Origin of the sequence: Lederbergia sp. NSJ-179 (genome assembly GCF_022867885.1) — a bacterium.
GTDB lineage: Bacteria > Bacillota > Bacilli > Bacillales > Bacillaceae_C > Lederbergia.
In genome coordinates this window covers 1-22165 of record NZ_JALIFP010000052.1, presented here as the reverse complement: position 1 = coordinate 22165, position 22165 = coordinate 1, and the positions used below count along the sequence as shown (strand labels likewise).

Below are 22165 nucleotides of genomic sequence, written 5' to 3'. Positions count from 1 at the left end.
ATTTTTTCCATTCCCATCTCTTAAAAGTGCATTATACCGTCTCATTTTGGGGGAAAATAAATTCTGGTCTGTCCTTAACCCCTTGTCTCACTTGAGGTGTGAGACATCGCAATTACCTCCAAAGAAGAAACAGATTCTACACGCACCCCAGGACCCATTGTAGTAGAAACGGTAATGTTTTTAAAATACTTACCTTTTGATGATGCTGGTTTCGCTTTTGTTAATGTATCAAGAATGGTATTGTAGTTTTCAACTAGCTTTTCATCGCCGAAAGATACTTTTCCGATCGGAACATGAATAATACCCGCTTTATCAGCACGATACTCTACTTTACCTGCTTTAATCTCATTCACAGCTTTTTCTATATCAAATGTGACGGTGCCTGTTTTAGGATTTGGCATTAAGCCTTTCGGTCCAAGTGTACGACCAAGTTTACCGACTTCCCCCATCATATCAGGTGTTGCTACAACCACATCAAAATCAAACCAACCTTGGTTAATTTTATTGATGTATTCTGCATCCCCTACATAATCGGCACCAGCAGCTTCTGCTTCTTTTACTTTATCACCTTTTGCAAATACAAGAACTCGTTGTGTCTTACCTGTACCATTCGGTAATACGACCGCACCACGAATTTGCTGGTCTGCTTTTTTTGTATCAATTCCAAGACGGAATGATACATCAACTGTTGCATCAAATTTAGTAAAATCTACTTTTTTTGCCAGTTCAATTGCTTCTTCAATCGGATAAGCTTTTGAACGATCAACTTGCTTTAAAGCTTCCGTATATTTTTTTCCTTTTTTAGCCATTTTATTTATTTCCTCCTGTAATGTGGTTTTAGCGGAATGACCTCCCACGTAAGAAAAGCGTAAGCGCCTTGGAATAGGGAAGAACGGCTAAATACGCGACGACAATCGCCACGCCGTCCTGACCCGCATCCTACGGGCCCTCGACAAGCAAATGTTCTGAGACAAGAAAAGTCCGGTCTTGACTTTTATTGTCTCAGGTTATTTGACCCCGAGGGGCTAGGCGCTGGAGCTAGATCCTAGAAAAGCGTAAGCGCCTTGCTCAAGTTTATGCAATAAAGGAAGGCTGAACAGTCCCAGCCTTCCTTTCACAGTAACGTCTGCTTCGCATGGGATTAGTCTTCGATTTTGATACCCATGCTTCGCGCTGTACCTTCAACCATTTGCATGGCAGCTTCAACGCTGGCAGCATTCAAGTCAGGCATTTTTGTTTCTGCAATTTCACGCACTTTATCACGCTTGACAACTGCAACTGTTTTTTTATTGGGTTCACCAGAACCTGAATCAATTCCAGCCGCTTTTTTCAAAAGAACGGCAGCGGGAGGAGTTTTGGTGATAAATGTAAAAGAGCGATCCTCAAATACTGTAATTTCAACAGGAATAATTAGTCCAGCTTGATCTGCCGTACGAGCATTAAACTCTTTACAAAATCCCATAATATTTACACCTGCTTGACCGAGTGCCGGTCCTACTGGTGGAGCTGGGTTCGCTTTACCTGCAGGAATTTGTAATTTTACAAGTTTGATTACTTTTTTAGCCACGAGACGCACCTCCTTAAAGTCCGTGATGTGGTAATGGGGCTTTCATACCCTCCCACTCATTATAAAAATAAGTCAATGATTACATATCTTTTAAATAAAGATTGACCTAAAAGATATTATCACCTTTTGCAAAGAATTTCAAGTTGTTGTCAGCTTATTTTATCAATTTGTCCAAAGTCCAATTCAACAGGGGTCTCCCTGCCAAACATATTTACCATGACTCGAATCTTCCCTTTAGATACATCTAGATCTTCCACTTTCCCTGTGAAATTGGCAAATGGACCTTCTTTTACCGTAACGGTTTCTCCGATCTCAAAATGAACTTCTTGATTTTTTTCTTCTAAGCCCATACGTTTTAAGATAAAGTCAATTTCTTCCGGTAATAATGGGGTAGGCTTTGATCCTGAGCCAGAGGAGCCTACAAAACCAGTAACACCCGGTGTATTTCGAACAACATACCATGAATCATCTGTCATAATGATTTCTACTAAAACATACCCCGGAAATACTTTCTTTTTAACCACTTTCTTTTTTCCATTTTTTATATCAGTTTCTTCATCTTCAGGAACAATGACTCTGAAAATTTTATCCTGCATTCCCATCGTCTCTACACGCTTTTCAAGATTTGTCTTCACTTTATTCTCGTAACCAGAATAAGTATGGACAACATACCAGTTTTTTTCCATTGATTAGGACCTATGTCCTTCCCTCCCTATCATTTTCCTTTGTCCAGCTAAACAGGCGCTTCCGCTTTTCGTTTCAAACTCAAAAAACCCGGGGACCGGGCTAGAGAAAAGTTATATATAAATCCATTATATCATGAGTTTCATAAAGATATACAGCTATTCAAGTATCTATTCTTTTTTTCTTAATCACCAATGATAAACCTCATAAAATACGAAATCACATAATCGACCCCAGCAAAGAATATAGCTAATAAGGCAACAGTTGTAACAACAGTAATGGTATAATTGGTTAATTCCTTTCGCCGCGGCCAACTGACCTTCCTCATTTCTGAGCGAACATTGCGAAAGAATTGCATTACGCTTGACATGATTGTCCCTCCAAAGTTTACTTGTATATGGAATTTTTCATTTTGTTTCTTTATGAATTGTATGGGTTTGACAGTTTTTACAGTATTTCTTCAATTCCAAGCGTCCAACCGTCGTCTTGGTATTTTTATCCGTTGAATAATTGCGTGATCCGCAATTTACGCAGGCTAATGCTCGCTTTTGCTTCACACTTTAACACCCGCTCTCTAGGCAATCTTATCTTTTAAAAAATATCATGTAAGCTAGTATCTGTCAATATAAGCCAAGTCGTCAAACACTAAACTCTCTTAGTTCTAAATAGCGTTCTAATTTCCTTTTCACTCTTTGTAAAGCGTTATCAATAGATTTTACGTGCCGATCTAATTCATCAGAAATTTCTTGGTAGGATCTTCCGTCTAAATAAAGAGCTAACACCTTTCTTTCTAAATCACTTAATAATTCCATGACCTTAGCTTCAATATTATTCATCTTTTCCCGGTTTAATAAAAGCTCCTCAGGATCCAAAATCTTTGCCCCTGAGATGACATCCATTAAAGTTCGGTCTGATTCTTCATCATAAATAGGCTTGTCCAAAGAAACGTAAGAATTAAGTGGAATATGCTTTTGGCGGGTGGCTGTCTTAATCGCCGTAATAATTTGTCTTGTGATACAAAGCTCTGCAAAAGCTTTAAAAGAAGCTAGTTTGTCTTCTTTAAAATCACGAATGGCTTTATAAAGGCCAATCATGCCTTCTTGTACAATATCTTCACGATCCGCACCAATTAAAAAATAGGATCTTGCTTTGGCCCTAACAAAATTACGGTATTTTTTTATGAGGTAATCCAGTGCTTCACTTTCGCCTTCTTGAATCAGTTCGATCAACTCTTCATCTTCCAGTGAATCATACTTGATGCTGCTGTCTAATCTGATATTTGAGGTCACTCTATCCCCCACCCTTAAGTCCATCGATAGAATTATTATACATAACAGAATTTTCATGCGTCAACCTCATTTTATTCCACGCCGCCATTTCTCAAAGATTTCAGCGACTTCTGCGCTTAAAGGAATTTTGGTTGATGGCACTTTTTCTCTTGTTATTTTCACTTTTTTATCAATTTTTCGATCAATAGCCTGAACTTCAATCAACAGTTCACGAGCAGATAACCGTAAGGCTCCTTGACCAAAAATGGCCCATTGCTCCGTATAATCCGATGTCGCTACATAAATTTGCGTTTTTATACCGCTTAATTCACTTGCCAATTTTTCAATTCTTTCGTCTGCTGTCTCTTCGACCTTCGTAAAAATGACTTCAACCTTGTGATTTTGATACCTTTTTTCAATTCCTTTCACTTCATAAGCATCAAATACAATAATCACTTTATACCCTGTATACCCTTGATAATCCGCTATTATTTCAATTAAGCGATCTCGTGCCGAAGCAAGGTCTTTCTTTTTTAGCTCGATTAATTCCGGCCATGCACCGATGATATTGTAACCATCCACAATCAGGATATCCATCGCTATCCCTCGACAGGCGCGCGCTTTCGTTGCACTTCATACATCAATAAAGCAGCCGCTACGGATGCATTGAGTGAAGTCACATGACCGACCATCGGTAAGTGAATAAGGAAGTCACATTTATCCCGGACTAAGCGCCCAATTCCTTTTCCTTCATTCCCAATAACCAGTGCTAGCGGCATCGTAGCGTCCATTTTTCGGTAATCTTGACTACCTTTTGCATCTGTACCAAAAATCCAGACACCGCGTGATTTTAATTCATCCATGGTTCTAGCCATATTCGTGACCCTTACGACGGGAACATATTCAATGGCTCCTGTAGAAAGTTTGGCTACCGTAGCTGTTAAGCCCACGGACCGGCGCTTCGGAATGATAATCCCGTGAACACCCGTTGCATCCGCCGTTCGTAAAATAGACCCAAGATTATGGGGATCTTCTAGCTCATCTAAAATAAGGAAAAAGGGGTCTTCCCCTCTTTTTTCGGCCAAGGTAAAAAGATCATCTATTTCTGCATATTGGTGGGCGGCAACCTGGGCGGCAACCCCTTGGTGATGAGCATCCACCAACTGAGCTATTTTCTGTTTCGGCACATATTGCACCAATATATGACGTTCCTTGGCAAGCTTCAGAATGGTTGATAATTGGCCTTTTTGAGAGCCTTCCGCTATCCAGATTTTGTGAATATCCCTTTCTGATTTTAAAGCTTCTATCACAGGGTTTTTGCCAGCAATCCACTCTTGATCCATGTTCCGTTCACTCCCCGCTTTCAATCTTTTGAATCGCTTCTTTGACAATTTCATCTAATCGATCTCGATGATTGGCCAAATATACCCAGCCAATCACCGCTTCAAATGCAGTACTATGTCGATACGTTTGTACATCTGTATTTTTCGGGATTGTCCCAGATTTTGCATTCCTGCCTCGCCTCATCACAGCCAATTCTTCGTCAGTTAAAAAGTTGTCATCTATCATCTTTTTTAAAACAGCGGCCTGCGCCTTGGCTGATACGAAATGAATTGCTTCCAAATGAAGCTTATGCGGCTTTGTTTTCCCTTTTTGTAAAAGATGCTGCCGAATATAGACTTCAAAAACGGCATCACCCATGTAGGCAAGTGCTAAGCCATTTAATTGTTGGTAGTCTTTTACATATGGCTCCAATTCGGTTACCCTCTTTTCCATCTCGTGCCTTGTCTAGTATCTTCTAAAATAATATTCATTTTCTTTAATTGATCCCGGATTTGGTCGGCTAATGCAAAATCTCGATTCTTTCTAGCCTCTATTCGCCGTTCAATGAGTTGATCTACCTCTTCATCTAAAAGCTCATCTTCGTTTAATCGAAGTCCAAGTACAGAGAAAAGTTTTTCAAATGTATTCAAAAACGATTGAATCACTTTGGAAGAGGTATTCTTTTCACGTAAATAAAGATTTCCTTGTTTTGCTAAATCAAATAGGACGGTAATCCCATCGGCTGTGTTAAAATCATTATCCATCTCATTTTCAAATGAAGCGATAAGCTGTTGAATTTTTTGTAGCCATTCCTCATCATTATCAGTCAAATTAGCACTTACTTCTAAACGATGCTTTAGATTTTGATAAGACGTTTTTAAACGTTCTAAAGCAACACCCGCATTTTTAAGCAATTCATCATTGAAATGAATTGGATTGCGATAATGAACAGATAACATAAAGAAACGAAGAACCTCTGGATCAATTGTTTTGAGAATATCATGTACTAAGACAAAATTCCCCAGTGATTTAGACATTTTTTCGTTATTAATATTAATATACCCATTATGCATCCAATAGCGGGCAAATGGTTTTCCTGTCAAGGCTTCCGATTGGGCAATTTCATTTTCATGATGGGGAAACGCCAAATCTTGCCCGCCCGCATGAATGTCAATCGTGTCTCCTAGGAATTTTTTCGCCATTGCCGAGCATTCAATATGCCAACCAGGTCTTCCTTTCCCCCATGGGCTATCCCAAGCAATTTCACCTTCCTTCGCCGCTTTCCAAAGAGCAAAGTCCAGCACATCTTCCTTTTTCTCCCCAACTTGTATTCGTGCCCCTGCTTTTAACTCATCAATCGCCTGATGAGAAAGCTTCCCATACTCCGCAAATTTTCTTGTCTTGTAATAGACATCTCCTTCAGACTCATAAGCATATCCTTTTTGCATAAGCGCCTCGATAAAATCAATGATGTCATCCATATTTTCTGTCACACGTGGATGTAGATCAGCCTTTTTGCAGCCGAGAGCAGCTACATCTTCAAAATACGCTTGAATAAATTTTTCCGCTAAAGTGGGGACATCTGATTGAAGTTCTCTTGCTGCTTTAATTAATTTGTCATCGACATCTGTAAAATTGGAAACAAATTGAACCTCATATCCTTTATATTCTAAATAACGGCGCACACTATCAAATACGATGGCAGGCCTTGCGTTCCCGATATGAATATAATTATAAACAGTGGGACCGCACACATACATTTTAACCTTTCCCTCTTCCAAAGGAATGAAAGTTTCCTTTTTTCTTGTTAAAGTGTTATAAATTTGAATGGTCATGAACCGGAGACTCCTTTCGATCTACTCCTTCTTTTTTTAAACGTCTCACTTCACTGCGCAGTGCTTTGATTTCATTATCCATTTTTGTCAATGTATCTAAAATCGGATCTGGCAGATCACAATGATTTAAATCTTGTTTAAGACGGATACCATCCTGTACAACGACACGGCCAGGTATCCCGACAACCGTTGAATTAGGGGGAACACTTTTTAAAACGACTGAACCCGCGCCAATTTTTGAATTTTCCCCAATCACAATATTTCCAAGTACCTTTGCGCCTGTGGCAATAAGGGCATTATTCTCAATCGTCGGGTGCCGTTTTCCCTTCTCTTTTCCAGTCCCCCCCAAAGTCACACCTTGATAAATGATCACATCATCGCCAATTTCGCATGTTTCTCCAATCACAACCCCCATGCCATGATCGATAAAAAAGCGGCGACCAATCATGGCACCTGGATGAATTTCAATTCCGGTAAAAAAGCGGCTTAGTTGTGAAATCACTCTCGCTAGAAAGAACCAATGGCCTTTATATAGCGCATGAGCGATACGATGAGTCCAAATGGCATGCAGTCCTGAATAGGTCAAAATGACTTCCAAGGTACTGCGGGCAGCAGGATCTTGATCAAACACAGTCTGAATATCCTCTTTCATATGTTTGAACATGCGTGATGACCCCTTTCCAAGAATTAAACGCTATTTTTAAATGCGACGAAGAAATTCGCAGTGTCATTTTTACCGGGGGCCTGCAGGACGCAGGTCACAAAGGCGTGGCGATTGTTGTCGCGAATTTAGCCTTTGATCCTTACTTTTTGAACATCCTTTAAATAAGAAAGGCGCAAGCGCCTTGTTCAGCCCCGACAAGCAAATGTTCCTGAACCTAGGAAGGGCGATCTTTCCCTTCATAGGTTCAGTGTTATTTGACCTCGAGGGGCTAGGCGCTGGAGCTAGATCCAAACAATAGCCAATTTTTATACTTACCTTTGAATAAAAAAACGCCCCTGAATCAATCAGAGACGCTTCCTGCGCGGTTCCACTCTGCTTGGATGTGAATAATGGCCACATCCCGGCTTAATCTTGATAACGACAAGAGGACCGCTTGAACCTAATAAGAATGATCTGTTCAATCCAAGACTCAGAGGTGCATGTTCAAAAAACGAGAGGCTGCAACCACTCTCAGCCCATGGTGGTTTTCTCTGATCAGCTTCGTTTTTCTACTTTTCCTCATCAGCGTTCTAGTTGATATCTTTTAATATATTATATTTTACGCATTTTGTTAACCGAGCAAACGTTCAATTCTGTTGATTATTTTTTCTTTCCCTAATAATTCTATCGTATTCGGAAGCTCCGGTCCATGAGTTTGACCCGTCACGGCCACGCGAATCGGCATAAATAACTTCTTCCCTTTATGTCCTGTTTCTTTTTGGACAGCTTTAATTGCTTTTTTAATTTCCGCCGCTTCAAAAGGCTCAAGACTTTCCACGATCTTTTTAATAGCTGCCAATACTTCAGGAACCTGCTCTTCCTCTAAAACAGCTTTCGAGGCCTCATCATACTCTATCTCATCTTGGAAAAACATTTGTGATAGTTCCACAATTTCTGCCCCATAACTCATTTGTTCTTGATATAAAGCAATGACGTTTCGCACCCAATTTTCTTCCTCTGCATCCATTTCTGCACGTACCAGACCAGCTTTGACAAGATGCGGTAATGACAGCGCCACAACTTTACCTAAATCAAGTTCCTTCATGTACTGGTTATTCATCCACAAGAGCTTTTGTTGATCGAATAATGCAGGCGATTTGGATAAACGATTAGCATCAAAGATTTGAATAAATTCTTCTTTTGAAAAAATCTCTTCCTCACCTTGTGGGGACCAGCCTAAAAGTGTAATAAAGTTAAATAAAGCTTCTGGTAAATAGCCCAAATCAGCATATTGCTCAATAAACTGAATGATGGATTCGTCCCGCTTGCTTAGTTTCTTTCGATTTTCATTGACAATCAATGTCATATGACCATAAACCGGGGGAGTCCAATCGAAAGCTTCAAAAATCATAAGTTGCTTAGGTGTATTCGAGATATGGTCATCCCCACGAAGAACATGACTAATGTCCATGAGATGGTCATCGATGGCGACCGCAAAATTATACGTTGGAATGCCATTTTTTTTCACAATCACAAAATCGCCAATCCCATCTGAATCAAAAGCAACATCATCTTTTACCATATCTTTAAACGTATAGGTTTTCCCAGCAGGCACCTTAAAGCGAATACTTGGCTTTCTTCCTTCCGCTTCTAATTTTTCCCGATCTTCCTGTGTCAAATGGGCACATTTCCCAGAATATCGTGGCATTTCTCCACGAGCCAATTGCGCTTCCCGCTCAGCTTCGAGCTCATCCTCTGTACAATAGCATTTATAAGCCAAGCCGCGGTTCAAAAGCTCTTCATAATACTTTTTATAAATCGAATTTCGTTCAGACTGACGATATGGCCCATAGCCCCCATCTTTATCAATGCTTTCATCCCAGTCTATTCCTAGCCATTTTAAATAGGATAATTGGCTTTGCTCGCCACCCTCGATATTTCGCTTTTGATCCGTATCCTCAATTCGTATAATAAATTTTCCGCCTGCATTTCTAGCGAATAAATAATTAAATAAGGCTGTCCGCGCATTCCCAATATGTAAATGGCCTGTGGGACTTGGCGCATAGCGTACTCTTACTTCACTCGACATTTCTTCATGGCCTCCTAAAAACTAAAATTTACCCTTTGATCCTTATCACTTTCTCTGCAGGAGAACAACCGCCATAGCGGCGATTCCTTCTTCTCTTCCCACAAACCCAAGACTTTCTGTTGTCGTTGCTTTCACATTAATTTGCTCTATTTTTGATTGCAAAATTTGCGCGATTCGCTCTCTCATTTTAGCAATATGTGGGGCCATCTTTGGCTTTTGTGCCATAATTGTACAATCAAGATTCACAAGCTCGTAGCCACGGGCCTGTACAAACTGCCATACTTGTTCTAAAAGTTTAGCCGAATCCGCGTCTTTAAAAACGGGGTCTGTATCAGGAAAATGATGACCGATGTCCCCTTCTCCAATTGCCCCTAAACACGCATCCGCTATCGTATGTAACAATACATCTGCATCAGAATGGCCGATTAGCCCCCGTTCATAAGGAATGTCTATTCCCCCTACAATAAGAGGGCGATCCTCTGCGAACTGATGGACATCAAACCCTTGCCCAATCCTAAACATTGCATCTACCTCTTCCTTGACAGTATAACGTATCTATTTGCGTTTTTCGATGATCGCTTTGGCAAAAAATAGATCCTCTGGTGTTGTCAATTTAATATTATCATAATCGCTCTCGACAATTTTAACGGGATAGCCGATCCGTTCTACGAGAGAGGATTCATCCGTACCAAGGAAATGATCCTTTTTTGCCTGTATATGGGCCTCGTACAGAATGGAAAAACGAAAAGCTTGTGGGGTTTGTACTTGCCACAAGCTGGAGCGATCAATGGTTTCAACCACATTGATGCCTTCCGTTTTTTTGATCGTATCTTTGACCGGAACGGCCGCTATAGCTGCTCCATTCTGAGCAGCAGACTGTACCAATTGGGCGATTATACTTTCTTTAATAAAGGGACGAGCCCCATCATGAACAAGAACCACACCGTCGGGATCGGCTGCTATTAAGCCTTTATAAACACTAAGCTGGCGCTCGTTTCCCCCGTAGACAAGTTTGATCTTCCTCCATTGTCCCTTGGAAAAATGTTCAACAAAAAATCGTTGGTCATTTGGATGAATCACTAAAATAATGTCTCGACAATTTGCATCTTGAAGAAAGACATCGAGTGTATGCAAAATAACCGGCCGGTCTTCTAATTTCATAAGAAGCTTATTAAATCCAACACCCATTCGCTTCCCTAACCCGGCAGCCGGAATGATCACTTGATAATTCATATGTTTATAAACCCCTGTCTTACAGTGCCGTTTCCATTAGCTTTGGCTTGGCAAAAATCATTCGACCTGCAGATGTTTGTAGGACGCTTGTGACGATGACATCAATTCGTTTTCCAATATAATTTCTACCTTCTTCGACCACGATCATCGTTCCATCGTCTAAATAAGCCACACCTTGATTATACTCTTTCCCATCTTTTATCACCTGAACATTTAATTCCTCTCCCGGAAGAACGACAGGTTTCACAGCATTCGCTAAATCATTAATATTTAAAACTTTCACATTCTGAAATTCACAAACCTTATTTAAATTAAAGTCATTTGTTACTACCGTTCCATCCACAAGTTTCGCAAGCTTGATTAATTTGCTATCAACCTCTTGGATCTCTTCAAAATCTCCCTCATACATTTCCACATGAATATTTACTTCTTTTTGAATTCGATTTAATATATCTAATCCTCGTCTCCCTCGATTGCGTTTTAAGGAATCAGATGAATCTGCGATATGCTGGAGTTCTTCTAATACAAATTGAGGAATGACAATAATCCCATCCAAAAATCCTGTTTGACAAATGTCCGCAATCCTTCCATCGATTATAACACTTGTATCCAAAATTTTCATATGACGAGCAGGCTCTTCTTTTTCGACCTCTTGAGTTTCCTCTGCCCGCTTCTTCCCACCACGAGTTTGGGAGAAAAAACTAGTCAATTCATCCCGTTTTTTAAACCCTACCTGAAAACCTAAGTAACCAAGCAATAATGTTAAAAGAAGAGGGACGAATGTATCCAGTATCGGGATCTGCATTTGATTAATCGCTAGTCCCATTAAAAAAGCAAGCAGCAACCCAAAGCCAAGACCAAGGCTACCAAATAAGATATCTGTCGTAGGAGCCTTTACAAGCATATCTTCAATTCGTTTTACAAAATTAACAATCGGATTTACAGTCCAAAATGTAATAAGATAAAAAATAATAGCACCTGTGAAAGCCGTTATATACGGATTATTAATTAAAACGACATTATCCAGACCGACCAATTTTAGTAACAAGGGGAGTAGGAAAATTCCCAGCGTTCCACCTAACAATAAAATACAGGCCTGCACAATTCTCTTTAGCATTCCTTCACCTCCTTTTTATCATTATAAACAATAAGCAGGCTTTAAAACCAAAAAACATATAATCCGTTCAAGAATCTTAGATAATTTTTGAACGATTCTTCAAAAACATGTTTAGACGATTAAAGTGTGTGTTCAAAAAGGAGGATAAAAAGGACCAAGAAGTTCGAGGCGGCGCAGTTTCAAGCAGCGGACTTGTACAGGATGTACTGACTTCCGCGTTGCCCATAGGACGTGGGCGGTTTTAGCGGAAGATCCTTATCCTAATACATGAGCAGCGGAGAAACAAGCCAACGAAGAAATTCGCTTATGTCTTTTTACCGGACTTTTTGAACATCCTCTTAAAATATTTGTTGCAGTGCTTCCCCAACGGAGCTAACCCCAATCACTTCAATGCCATCGGGTATTCTCCAACCACCTATATTATTTTTCGGAATAATAATCCGTTCGAACCCTAATTTTGCCGCTTCTTGAACTCTTTGTTCAACCCTAGAAACACGACGCACCTCACCGGTTAAACCCACTTCTCCTATCAAGCAATCCGTCGCTCGTGTTGTTTGATCACGGAAGCTTGAAGCAATGCTAACGGCAACCGCTAGATCAATTGCGGGTTCATCCAATTTAACGCCACCAGCCGCTTTTAAATAAGCATCTTGATTTTGCAATAATAATCCAACTCGCTTCTCCAAAACAGCCATTAATAAAGAGACACGATTATGGTCAATCCCGGTAGCCATTCGACGTGGGTTTCCAAAACTTGTTGGTGAAATCAAAGCTTGAATCTCAACTAGAACTGGTCTTGTACCTTCCATAGATGCTACCACTGTAGAGCCTGATGCTCCCTTTGAACGTTCCTCAAGGAAAATTTCAGAAGGATTTTCAACCTCTGTCAAACCTGATTCCTTCATTTCAAATATACCTATTTCATTTGTGGAGCCGAAACGATTTTTCACCGCTCGTAGGATTCTATACGTATGATGGCGTTCGCCTTCAAAATAAAGAACGGTATCCACCATATGTTCGAGCAAGCGAGGTCCTGCGATCGCTCCCTCTTTTGTCACATGTCCAACGATAAAGATGGCGATTCCCTTTGTCTTGGCAATCCGCATTAATTCAGATGTGCACTCACGAACTTGGGATACACTACCTGGAGCGGATGTGACCTCAGGATGATAGACGGTTTGAATCGAATCAACTACTACAAATTGTGGGGATATTTCATCAATTGTAAGATGAATCGATTGTAAATTCGTTTCTGCATAAATATAAAGTTCTGGTGAAGCGACATGTAAACGATCTGCACGCAACTTCGTTTGTCTAATCGATTCCTCCCCAGATATATACAAAACTTTTTGATCCGTTTCTGCTAATTGGGCTGATACTTGGAGCAGTAAAGTTGATTTACCAATCCCTGGATCACCGCCAATTAGAACAAGAGATCCAGCGACAACCCCTCCACCTAAAACGCGATTTAATTCTTGCATTTGGGTAGTTACCCTGGGTTCCTTTTTGGTTTCAATCGCTGTAATCGAGGTAGCCTTAGATTGATGATTGGAGTCAGTATGTTGAAAAGAATGCCTTGGCGACTTGCCAACAATATTTACTTCTTCCACCATCTGATTCCATTCTCCACATCCTGGGCAACGCCCCATCCATTTAGCTGATTCATATCCGCATGACTGACAAATAAATTTATTTTTCTTCTTGGCCATCCATTCCCCTTCTCGCCTCTTTTAAATGGAATCTATAATGAAACGGGGTACTTTACAATCCTGCACCCCGTTTATTCGTAGATAAAAGTAGACATTTTCCATTCAGTTTGTTGTAGCCCTTCAAAAAGCTAATGGATCCTTCAAGCTTAAGAAACTGTTTTTTCTTTTGTTTTGACTGTTAGTTCTCCATTTTCGATATCGACCAAAAAATGTTGTCCAGGAGCAATGACACCTTTTAGTAACTCTTCCGATAACCGATCCTCTATTAATTTCTGTATCGCCCTTTTTAATGGTCTAGCACCATATTCGGGGTCATAACCTTCTTCTGCAATTTTTTCTTTTGCTGCTTCTGTTAGTTCAAGATGCATATCTTGTTCCTTTAATCGCTTGACTAATTGGTCTGTCAGCAAAGAAACAATTTCTTTTAATTGTGGTTTCTCTAAAGCATGGAAAACAATAATTTCATCAATCCGGTTTAAAAATTCAGGCCGAAAAGCCTTTTTTAATTCTTCCAATACCTTACCTTTCATGTCCTTATAATCTTGTTCCCCATCTTGAACACTAAAGCCAACATATTTATTTCGTCTTAATGCCTCAGCTCCGACATTGGAAGTCAGAATAAGAACTGTGTTTCGGAAATCAACTGTTCTCCCTTTAGAATCCGTCAGACGCCCATCCTCCAGCACCTGCAGCAAAATATTGAATACATCTGGATGAGCTTTTTCAATTTCATCTAGTAGGATAACGGAATATGGTTTTCTTCGAACCTTTTCAGTCAGCTGTCCGCCTTCTTCAAAGCCGACATACCCTGGGGGTGAACCGACAAGTCTGGAGGTAGAATGCTTCTCCATATACTCAGACATATCAATTCGAATCATCGCATCCTCATCGCCGAACATCGCCTCAGCCAAAGCCCTACCTAATTCTGTTTTCCCCACCCCTGTAGGACCAAGGAAAATAAAGGATCCAATCGGTCTTTTTGGATCTTTTAAACCGGCTCGAGCTCTTCGGACTGCTTTCGCCACAGCTTTAACGGCCTCTTCTTGACCAATGACTCTTGAATGCAGAATTTCTTCAAGCTTCAATAATTTTTCTGTTTCAGTCGCTGCAATTTTCGAAACCGGAACTCCCGTCCAGCTTGATACGACCTGAGCAATATCTTCCACTGTGACTTCACTATTTTCCTGCCCCTGTTTTTCCTTCCAGGTCTTTTGGGTTTTCTCAAGCTTTTCACGAAGTCTCTGCTCCGTATCTCGCAAAGAAGCGGCTTTTTCAAATTCCTGACTTTGAACAGCAGCATCTTTTTCTTTACGTGTTGTTTCAAGCTGTACTTCCAATTCTTTTAAATTCGGTGGAGTCGTATAAGAACGGAGCCTTACCTTAGATCCCGCCTCATCAATTAAATCAATCGCTTTGTCAGGTAAAAAGCGATCAGAGATGTATCGGTCTGATAATTGGACAGCAGCCTCAATCGCTTCATTTGTAATGGTGACACGGTGATGGGCTTCATAGCGATCCCTAAGTCCTTCCAATATTTGGATAGATTCTTCAAGTGTTGGCTCATCGACTTGAATAGGTTGGAACCGGCGTTCTAAAGCCGCATCTTTTTCAATATATTTTCGATATTCATCCAATGTTGTCGCACCAATACACTGTAATTCCCCCCGTGCAAGGGATGGTTTTAAAATATTAGAGGCATCGATCGCCCCTTCTGCTCCACCTGCACCAATTAAGGTATGAAGTTCATCAATAAACAAAATGATGTTACCTGCCTGCCGAATTTCATCCATCACTTTCTTTAAACGATCTTCAAATTCACCACGATATTTTGTACCAGCCACAACCGTTCCCATATCCAATGTCATCACTCGTTTGTCACGAAGGATTTCTGGCACTTCATTTTGGATGATTTGTTGGGCTAATCCTTCGGCTATCGCTGTTTTTCCCACACCTGGTTCTCCAATGAGGACCGGGTTATTTTTTGTTCTTCTACTTAAAACTTCAATAACCCTTTGGATCTCTTTATTTCTACCAATGACCGGATCCAAACTTCCCTCTTTCGCAATCACTGTTAGATCACGAGCCAAACTATCGAGCGTTGGTGTATTAGCGCTAGAGGAAGTACTAGATCCATGAGCATTCGCTTCATTATTACCTAACAGTTGAAGAACTTGTTGGCGTGCTTTATTTAGACTAACACCTAAATTTGTTAAAACTCGAGCAGCCACGCCCTCTCCTTCCCGGATTAATCCTAATAAAATATGCTCCGTTCCTACATAGGAATGGCCTAATTTTCTCGCCTCATCCATCGATAATTCAATTACCTTTTTTGCACGAGGGGTATAATGTAGATTTTGGGATTGTTCATTCCCTCTACCAATGAGGTTTTCTACTTCTTTTTGAATCTTTTCAGGGCCTAAAGCAAGTCCATTTAAGGCTTTGGCTGCAATTCCCTCTCCCTCTCTTACAAGTCCAAGCAAAATATGTTCCGTTCCAATATTACTATGGCCGAGGCGCAGGGCCTCCTCTTGAGATAGGGCTAAGACCTTTTGAGCTCTTTCCGTAAATCGGCCAAACATCATATAATCTCCTCCTAACTGTCCTTCTCTTTAAGTTTTAAACGTTCCCGAATAAAGGCCGCCCTTTTCATATCGCGTTCAGCAGGTCGAAGCGGGCCACCCGCATATTGTTGAAGAAAACCCGGTTGGGTCAAAATCATCAATTCATTTAAAATATTTCGAGATAAATGTTTAATATATCCTAAATCTATGCCCAATCTTACATCAGATAAACGTTCTGCTGCCTCTTTTGTTTCGATAATCCGACTATTCGCCAAAATTCCATAAGAACGAAACACTCTATCCTCTAATTGTATGTTAGATGTTTTAACTAATGCTTCCCTTGCGGATCTTTCCTGGGCAATAATCTGATGGACAACACTAATTAGCTCTTCCACAATATCCTCTTCGGATTTCCCCAATGTCGTTTGATTCGAAATTTGAAATATATTTCCCAAAGCTTCCGTTCCTTCTCCATAAATTCCTCTTACAACCAATCCAAGTTGGTTAATGGCTGGAATGACACGCATCATTTGTCTTGTCAAAACTAATGCTGGAAGATGAACCATTACAGAAGCTCTTAATCCTGTACCAACATTCGTCGGACAACTAGTCAGATAGCCTAGACTCTCATCAAAGGCATAATCAAATGTATCTTCTATTAAATCATCAATCATATTTGCTTTTTCTAGAGCTTCTTTTATTTGCAGGCCGGGAAACAAACATTGAATGCGGATATGGTCTTCCTCATTAACCATAATACTCATATCTTCTTTATCCGCCAAAATTACAGCTCCGTGAGGGGAATCTCCGGCTAAGCGTGGGCTAATCAAATGCTTTTCTACAAGCACTCTTTTTTCCAATTGTTTTAAGTGATCAATCGGTAAAAATTCCACCTCACCATAGGTCTGAAAATAACCAGATTGAACGATTGTCTTTAGCTTATTGGCTATTTCCCTTGCCTCCTCATTCTCAAACAAAGTAGGAAATTTATAATTTTGTAAGTTTCTTGCAAGTCTAATACGGGAACTTAAAATAATATCTGCTTCAGGGCCTTCTGCGCTCATCCATGAACTTACAGCCTTATTAAGAAATCTTTCTAGACTCATCTCCCATTTCCCTCCCCATCATGAAAATTTTTTTCTAAAGAGCGGATTTGGTCACGTACCTTCGCAGCCTGTTCAAATTCCTCATTAGCAATAAGTGACTGTAATTCTCCTTTAAGCTGTTGTAACTTCTTTTTCACATGAAGAGAACCACCAATCCTTTTAGGCACCTTTCCTCCATGCTCGATATTGCCACTATGAAGTCTTTTTATAACAGGAACTAATTGGTTTCTAAATGTTTCATAACAATGAGCGCACCCAAATCGGCCCACTTTAGCAAATTGCTGATAGGTCATTTTACAAACATCACATTGAAGAATTGGCGATGTTGAAGTTGTACTCGTCTTTGCTTGTTGGAAAGCAGAATCAAAATTTAATAAACCCGATAATAAGTTATTAAATGAAAAAGCGCCAGGTCCTTCATTTAAAAACAGGTCTCCCTTTTCTTGAGCACATTTTTCGCAAAGTTGAATGGTTGTTTTCTCCCCATTGATTACTTTGGTAAAATGTAATGTGGCGGGTCTTTCTTTACACTCTTGACAAATCACTGCGCTCACCTTTCTTTCTTTGGCTTATTCGTATTTTATGGTTTGAAGCATCGCTTTTAACATTCTTGCTCTTAACTCGTCTCGAAGTGGTAGGTCAATATGAATAACAGATCGATCCACAACACTTAACATTAATCTTGCTTCTTTTTCGGTTACAATCCTCTCTTCTAATAGACGAAGAATGATATCTTGAGCACTAGATTGCGAAATTTTACGTTCCGTTAAAGCAGATAATTGATCAATTAGATGAAACTTATCATGTGAACGTACTTTAGAAATACGAATATAGCCGCCTCCTCCCCGTTTACTCTCGACCAAATACCCTCTTTCAATCGTAAAGCGAGTATTAATCACATAATTAATTTGGGAAGGGACACATTGAAATTTATCGGCAACCTCACTTCTTTTAATTTCAACGATTTCTCTTTCACTTAACTCCAAAACCTTCTTTAAATAATTTTCAATAATATCCGATATATTCCTCATTGCCATGCCTCCTTCCCTATCTAATTATTGCAATTGACTTTGACTATATTTGACTTAATTATACATGAAAAGATAACAAAAAAGCAATGGAGTTCCATTATCAATATTTTATCCACAATCAACAACTTGAAACATTTATTTCGGACATATACTTCCAAATGTAAAGATGGCTAAAATAAACCAACCCTGTTGAAGTTGGTTTCCGCCCGTAGTCAGAAATCCCCCCAGAAAAACACTGAAATTGAAACGATTTTTGAGTTTCATTTTAAACATATCTGAACCGCCTTCTGTCAAACAGCTAAGTACATTTCACCATGTAAAAAGCGAACGGCATACATACAATACTGTTCGCTTTCAAATACAAATATACGATTTATTTCTCGCGACGAATTTTATTTACTTCATCAGCAACAAACTGTACGCTTGTGCCAACGATAACGTGAATGCTTTGTTTACCTACTATATTAATCCCCGGGACACCCGTAGATTTAATTTTATCTTGATTTACTTTATCCATATCTTTTACCTCTACCCTTAATCGAGTCGTGCAATAATCAACAGTGTCGACATTTTCATCGCCGCCGAGTCCTTCATAAATTTTGGCAGCCATAACAGTGAATTTATTATCTCCGCTAGCTTGATCATCATCTTGCGCTTCTTCTGCCGTTTCATCTTCACGGCCTGGTGTTTTCAAGTTAAATTTAACAATCAGGAAGCGGAACAAGAAGTAGTAAATAACCGCAAATACGAGCCCTTGAACAATGAGCATATATGGCTTGCTGGCGATCGGGTTTGTAAAGCTCAAGAGATAGTCAACAAACCCGGCACTAAATGAAAAACCAGAAGTCCAATGAAATAAGGCTGCTATGAATAGGGACAGACCTGTAAGCAAGGCGTGAACAACATACAATGCTGGTGCCAAGAACATGAACGAGAATTCAAGTGGCTCTGTAACTCCAGTAAAGAAAGCAGCAAATGCAGCGGTCATCATCAAAGATGCAGCTTGCTTTTTACGCTTTGTTTTTGCTGTATGGTACATGGCTAAAGCCGCAGCAGGTAATCCGAACATCATGATTGGGAAATATCCTGCCTGATACATACCGGTAATACCTTTTGTTCCCTCGCTGGCCAGGAACTTACCGATATCATTAATCCCCGCGACATCGAACCAGAATACCGAGTTCAGGGCGTGGTGTAACCCTGTTGGAATTAACAACCGATTAAAGAATCCATACAATCCTGCCCCCAATGCGCCCAAATCACTTATAGCTGTACCAAACGATACGAGCCATGAATAAACAACTGGCCATACAAAATACAAAATACCAGCCGCAACTACCATTGCTGCTGCCGACATAATTGGTGCAAGCCGTTTCCCGCTAAAAAATGCCAGTGCGTCAGGCAACTTCACGCCACTAAATCGATTGTACATCATTGCGGAAATAACACCTGATATAATTCCGATAAATACATTTTTATTTTGTGCAAAGGCTGCGTTCACATTTTCAGGATCTACACCCTGTAAGCCGGCAACCGCATCTGTGGATATTAATGTAGTTACAACTAAAAAACCAACCAGTCCACTTAGTCCGGCGGCACCATGTTTATCTTTTGATAATCCAATGGCAATACCAACAGCAAACAGGATCCCTAGATTATCAAGGATTGATTTTCCTGCAGTCTGCAAAAATGTACCGACAACATTACCTTCTGAAAGACCTAAAATCCAGTTCCCAATACCTGCTAAAATAGCGGCTGCTGGAAGGACAGCAACTGGCAGCATGATAGCGCGGCCAAGGTTTTGCAACTTTTTCATCATTTGACTTTCCCCCTATTGTTTTATTTAGTAAATAATTGTGGAAATCTATTCCCAACAATCCCACGAGAGGCTACTTCATCATCCGTATATTTCTAGTTAATTGTATCCGCTGTCAGATTAGAAAGTAAAAATATAATAGCGTATCAACTAATATTGTCTTAACCGTTCTATGTGGAGTGTTATATAACCTAATTCTGCCTCTGGCAGCTCGATACCATGTGCGCGAGACAATTTTTTTGAAACCTCCAAAGCACAGCGAAAGGATACGTTAAATTTACGTTTTATCATTTGCAGCATTTCCTCATCCATGAAATGCACCTCATATTGATTCGCCCTAGATAAAGCAAAGCGAAGATGTGTAATAAGACGTTCGTAGGAAATATCGTCTTCTTCCATCTTGATTTGCAAATAATCCTTGATTGTTTCTACCATATCCCTTACAATTGCTGTTTGCCTGACGGTTTCGTGCAAATCACCTCCTTTCATTTTCATGGTGTGAATATGCAGGGCAATAAAGGCAGCTTCATCCATTGGCATCTCCATCTGATTTTTCTCCTTTATGTGTTGAAGTGCCCAAAGTCCAATTTCAAATTCTTTCTTGTAAAGAATTTTTATTTCCTGCAGTAATTTATTTTTAAGATGAATACCCTGTTTTTCACGTTCAATAGCAAAAGAAATATGGTCTGTTAATGCCAAGAGTATATGATCATTTAGTTTTGTATCCAACTGTTTTTCCGCGTACGTAATAATTTCTTTTGAAAGGATAAAATGTTCTTCTGGTATTCGTAATAATAGCTGTTGAAGTTTTTCATTTTCTTTTAAGACAAATAGCTTTTCAATTTTATTCAGATTGACAATATCGTTTTTCGTCTTTTCAAAGCCGACTCCCGCACCAATAGCGATTTGCTCTTGCTGCTGTCCATCCAGTACGATAACGGCGTTATTGTTTAATATTTTTGTTATTTTCACCGTCATTCACCTCCCTATCCCAGTTGGCTTTTAAAAAAATTCCGGCAATTCCTGACCATCGTAAACAGCGAAGGTTTCAAATAGCCAGATTTTCTAGGAAACTGTAATAATTTCAGTTTCTCCTGCTTTTCCCTCTCTCTGTTCCGTAATGAGAAATTGCTTACCACTATTTTGACTATTCGTAATAACAATTGGAGTAATAATATCTTTTGCGCGGTTACGAATATAATCCAAATCAAATTCAATCAAGAGATCCCCGACAGAAATCCGATTTCCTACATTTACTTTTGGTGAAAATCCTTCTCCTTTTAACGCAACTGTTTCTAAACCAATATGAATTAATAATTCCAAACCATTATCCGTTTCAATACCAACAGCATGCTTTGAATGGGGAACCTGTACAACTTTTCCATCTACTGGTGAGAAAACTCTTCCTTCACTCGGGATCATAGCAACCCCTTCTCCCATCATCTTCTGATTGAAGACCGGATCTGGAACCTCCTCAAGTGGTACAATCCTCCCGTTCATTGGTGCATAAATTTGATAGTTGTTTGTTTTTTTGAAAAGATTTTTAAACATTTCTGTCTGCCCCTTTCTAGTACTAATAACGAAAAAATTTGGTTGGGATTTTTTATTTTTTGCTTGGTAAAGTATTTCAATTTTTTCTTTGTTTTCAATGAAAGTGATAAGACCCGTACAACAGCACACAGTATGGCGAATTCCTCTGCGGTACATGTTAAAAATTCGAAAAGATCAACTTGGACTCGATTTCAATCAAAAAAGGCATGGGGGTACCAGAGAGACAAACGTCCTCTCTAATGTACCGCCATGCCTAATCGAATCAGTAACATGTGATCTATATTAAATCCCTAGTAAAATTATACCATTCTCCTAAAAGAGAGTCAATATAATACGTCAATTTTCGATTTGCCTGTACGACAACTCGACAATTGAATTGGTAGATATAAAAGAGTCAGTAGCATAAAAATAATTGCTTTCTTGGGATACAAGCACTTTTCTTTGCTGCTTTTTCGTTTTGCAGTAAATGACTAAACAAAAAGACATCCCCCATAGAGGATGCCCTGAAATGAATGCCTGGCAACGTCCTACTCTCACAAGGGGAAGCCCCTTATTACCATCGGCGCTGAAGAGCTTAACTGCCGTGTTCGGGATGGGAACGGGTGTGACCTCTTCGCTATTGTCACCAGACG

23 protein-coding genes, 1 rRNA gene and 1 other annotated feature are annotated in these 22165 nt (G+C 39.8%); all 24 genes read right to left on the bottom strand.

Going from position 1 to position 22165, the window contains the following annotated elements; translation table 11 throughout:
* Window positions 1–74 precede the first annotated feature (74 nt).
* Window positions 75–857: a 50S ribosomal protein L1 gene (gene rplA / locus MUB24_RS21345; protein WP_313898484.1), complete on the bottom strand. Its 783-nt coding sequence runs from the start codon at window positions 855–857 to the stop codon at window positions 75–77.
* 284 nt (window positions 858–1141) lie between these two features.
* Window positions 1142–1567 (bottom strand): 50S ribosomal protein L11, encoded by a 426-nt coding sequence (rplK, locus tag MUB24_RS21340; protein ID WP_057985510.1) that lies wholly within the window; start codon window positions 1565–1567, stop codon window positions 1142–1144.
* Window positions 1568–1716: 149 nt separating this feature from the next.
* Window positions 1717–2253 (bottom strand): transcription termination/antitermination protein NusG, encoded by a 537-nt coding sequence (gene nusG / locus MUB24_RS21335; RefSeq protein ID WP_244707547.1) that lies wholly within the window; start codon window positions 2251–2253, stop codon window positions 1717–1719.
* A 182-nt stretch (window positions 2254–2435) separates the two neighbouring features.
* Window positions 2436–2621, bottom strand: a complete 186-nt coding sequence (secE, locus tag MUB24_RS21330; protein ID WP_244707546.1) for a preprotein translocase subunit SecE — start codon at window positions 2619–2621, stop codon at window positions 2436–2438.
* 37 nt (window positions 2622–2658) lie between these two features.
* A complete protein-coding gene (rpmG, locus tag MUB24_RS21325) occupies window positions 2659–2808 on the bottom strand; it encodes a 50S ribosomal protein L33 (protein WP_244707545.1) in 150 nt (49 codons plus the stop codon).
* A gap of 81 nt (window positions 2809–2889) precedes the next feature.
* Window positions 2890–3564 (bottom strand): RNA polymerase sporulation sigma factor SigH, encoded by a 675-nt coding sequence (gene sigH, locus MUB24_RS21320; RefSeq protein ID WP_396426802.1) that lies wholly within the window; start codon window positions 3562–3564, stop codon window positions 2890–2892.
* 42 nt (window positions 3565–3606) lie between these two features.
* Window positions 3607–4116 (bottom strand): NYN domain-containing protein, encoded by a 510-nt coding sequence (locus MUB24_RS21315; protein ID WP_244707543.1) that lies wholly within the window; start codon window positions 4114–4116, stop codon window positions 3607–3609.
* Between the two features lie 2 nt (window positions 4117–4118).
* Window positions 4119–4862: a 23S rRNA (guanosine(2251)-2'-O)-methyltransferase RlmB gene (rlmB, locus tag MUB24_RS21310; protein ID WP_244707542.1), complete on the bottom strand. Its 744-nt coding sequence runs from the start codon at window positions 4860–4862 to the stop codon at window positions 4119–4121.
* Between the two features lie 7 nt (window positions 4863–4869).
* Window positions 4870–5295 (bottom strand): Mini-ribonuclease 3, encoded by a 426-nt coding sequence (locus MUB24_RS21305; RefSeq protein WP_244707541.1) that lies wholly within the window; start codon window positions 5293–5295, stop codon window positions 4870–4872.
* Window positions 5280–6677, bottom strand: coding sequence for a cysteine--tRNA ligase (cysS, locus tag MUB24_RS21300; RefSeq protein ID WP_244707540.1), 1398 nt, complete (start codon window positions 6675–6677; stop codon window positions 5280–5282). Before cysS ends, MUB24_RS21305 begins: the two co-directional genes overlap by 16 nt.
* Complete coding sequence (gene cysE / locus MUB24_RS21295; protein ID WP_244707539.1) at window positions 6658–7341, bottom strand: serine O-acetyltransferase; 684 nt, start codon at window positions 7339–7341, stop codon at window positions 6658–6660. The genes cysS and cysE overlap by 20 nt, the downstream gene beginning before the upstream one ends.
* Window positions 7342–7684: 343 nt before the next feature.
* Window positions 7685–7915, bottom strand: a binding site (T-box leader).
* Window positions 7916–7951: 36 nt separating this feature from the next.
* Complete coding sequence (gene gltX / locus MUB24_RS21290) at window positions 7952–9409, bottom strand: glutamate--tRNA ligase (protein WP_244707538.1); 1458 nt, start codon at window positions 9407–9409, stop codon at window positions 7952–7954.
* A gap of 45 nt (window positions 9410–9454) precedes the next feature.
* Entirely contained in the window at window positions 9455–9931 is a 477-nt protein-coding gene (gene ispF / locus MUB24_RS21285) for a 2-C-methyl-D-erythritol 2,4-cyclodiphosphate synthase (protein WP_244707537.1), read from the bottom strand.
* A gap of 33 nt (window positions 9932–9964) precedes the next feature.
* Window positions 9965–10642 (bottom strand): 2-C-methyl-D-erythritol 4-phosphate cytidylyltransferase, encoded by a 678-nt coding sequence (ispD, locus tag MUB24_RS21280; protein ID WP_244707536.1) that lies wholly within the window; start codon window positions 10640–10642, stop codon window positions 9965–9967.
* A 19-nt stretch (window positions 10643–10661) separates the two neighbouring features.
* The gene (locus MUB24_RS21275; protein WP_244707535.1) at window positions 10662–11759 is read right to left on the bottom strand and encodes a PIN/TRAM domain-containing protein; all 1098 of its coding nucleotides are present in this window, start codon (window positions 11757–11759) and stop codon (window positions 10662–10664) included.
* Window positions 11760–12097: 338 nt separating this feature from the next.
* On the bottom strand, window positions 12098–13468 hold the full coding sequence (gene radA, locus MUB24_RS21270) for a DNA repair protein RadA (RefSeq protein WP_244707534.1): 1371 nt from the start codon (window positions 13466–13468) through the stop codon (window positions 12098–12100).
* A 146-nt stretch (window positions 13469–13614) separates the two neighbouring features.
* Window positions 13615–16050: an ATP-dependent protease ATP-binding subunit ClpC gene (gene clpC / locus MUB24_RS21265; protein WP_244707533.1), complete on the bottom strand. Its 2436-nt coding sequence runs from the start codon at window positions 16048–16050 to the stop codon at window positions 13615–13617.
* Between the two features lie 11 nt (window positions 16051–16061).
* Entirely contained in the window at window positions 16062–17135 is a 1074-nt protein-coding gene (mcsB, locus tag MUB24_RS21260) for a protein-arginine kinase McsB (RefSeq protein WP_244707532.1), read from the bottom strand.
* Window positions 17132–17680 carry a protein-arginine kinase activator protein McsA gene (gene mcsA, locus MUB24_RS21255; protein WP_244707531.1) on the bottom strand — a complete coding sequence of 183 codons (549 nt, stop codon included), beginning with the start codon at window positions 17678–17680 and terminating at the stop codon, window positions 17132–17134. The genes mcsB and mcsA overlap by 4 nt, the downstream gene beginning before the upstream one ends.
* 24 nt (window positions 17681–17704) lie before the next feature.
* A complete protein-coding gene (locus MUB24_RS21250; protein WP_244707530.1) occupies window positions 17705–18166 on the bottom strand; it encodes a CtsR family transcriptional regulator in 462 nt (153 codons plus the stop codon).
* Window positions 18167–18539: 373 nt separating this feature from the next.
* On the bottom strand, window positions 18540–19985 hold the full coding sequence (gene nagE, locus MUB24_RS21245; RefSeq protein ID WP_244707529.1) for an N-acetylglucosamine-specific PTS transporter subunit IIBC: 1446 nt from the start codon (window positions 19983–19985) through the stop codon (window positions 18540–18542).
* 147 nt (window positions 19986–20132) lie between these two features.
* A complete protein-coding gene (locus MUB24_RS21240) occupies window positions 20133–20960 on the bottom strand; it encodes a PRD domain-containing protein (RefSeq protein WP_280517106.1) in 828 nt (275 codons plus the stop codon).
* An 87-nt stretch (window positions 20961–21047) separates the two neighbouring features.
* On the bottom strand, window positions 21048–21533 hold the full coding sequence (locus MUB24_RS21235) for a PTS sugar transporter subunit IIA (RefSeq protein WP_244707527.1): 486 nt from the start codon (window positions 21531–21533) through the stop codon (window positions 21048–21050).
* A gap of 514 nt (window positions 21534–22047) precedes the next feature.
* Window positions 22048–22163, bottom strand: a 5S ribosomal RNA gene (gene rrf, locus MUB24_RS21230).
* Between the last annotated feature and the right edge of the window lie 2 nt (window positions 22164–22165).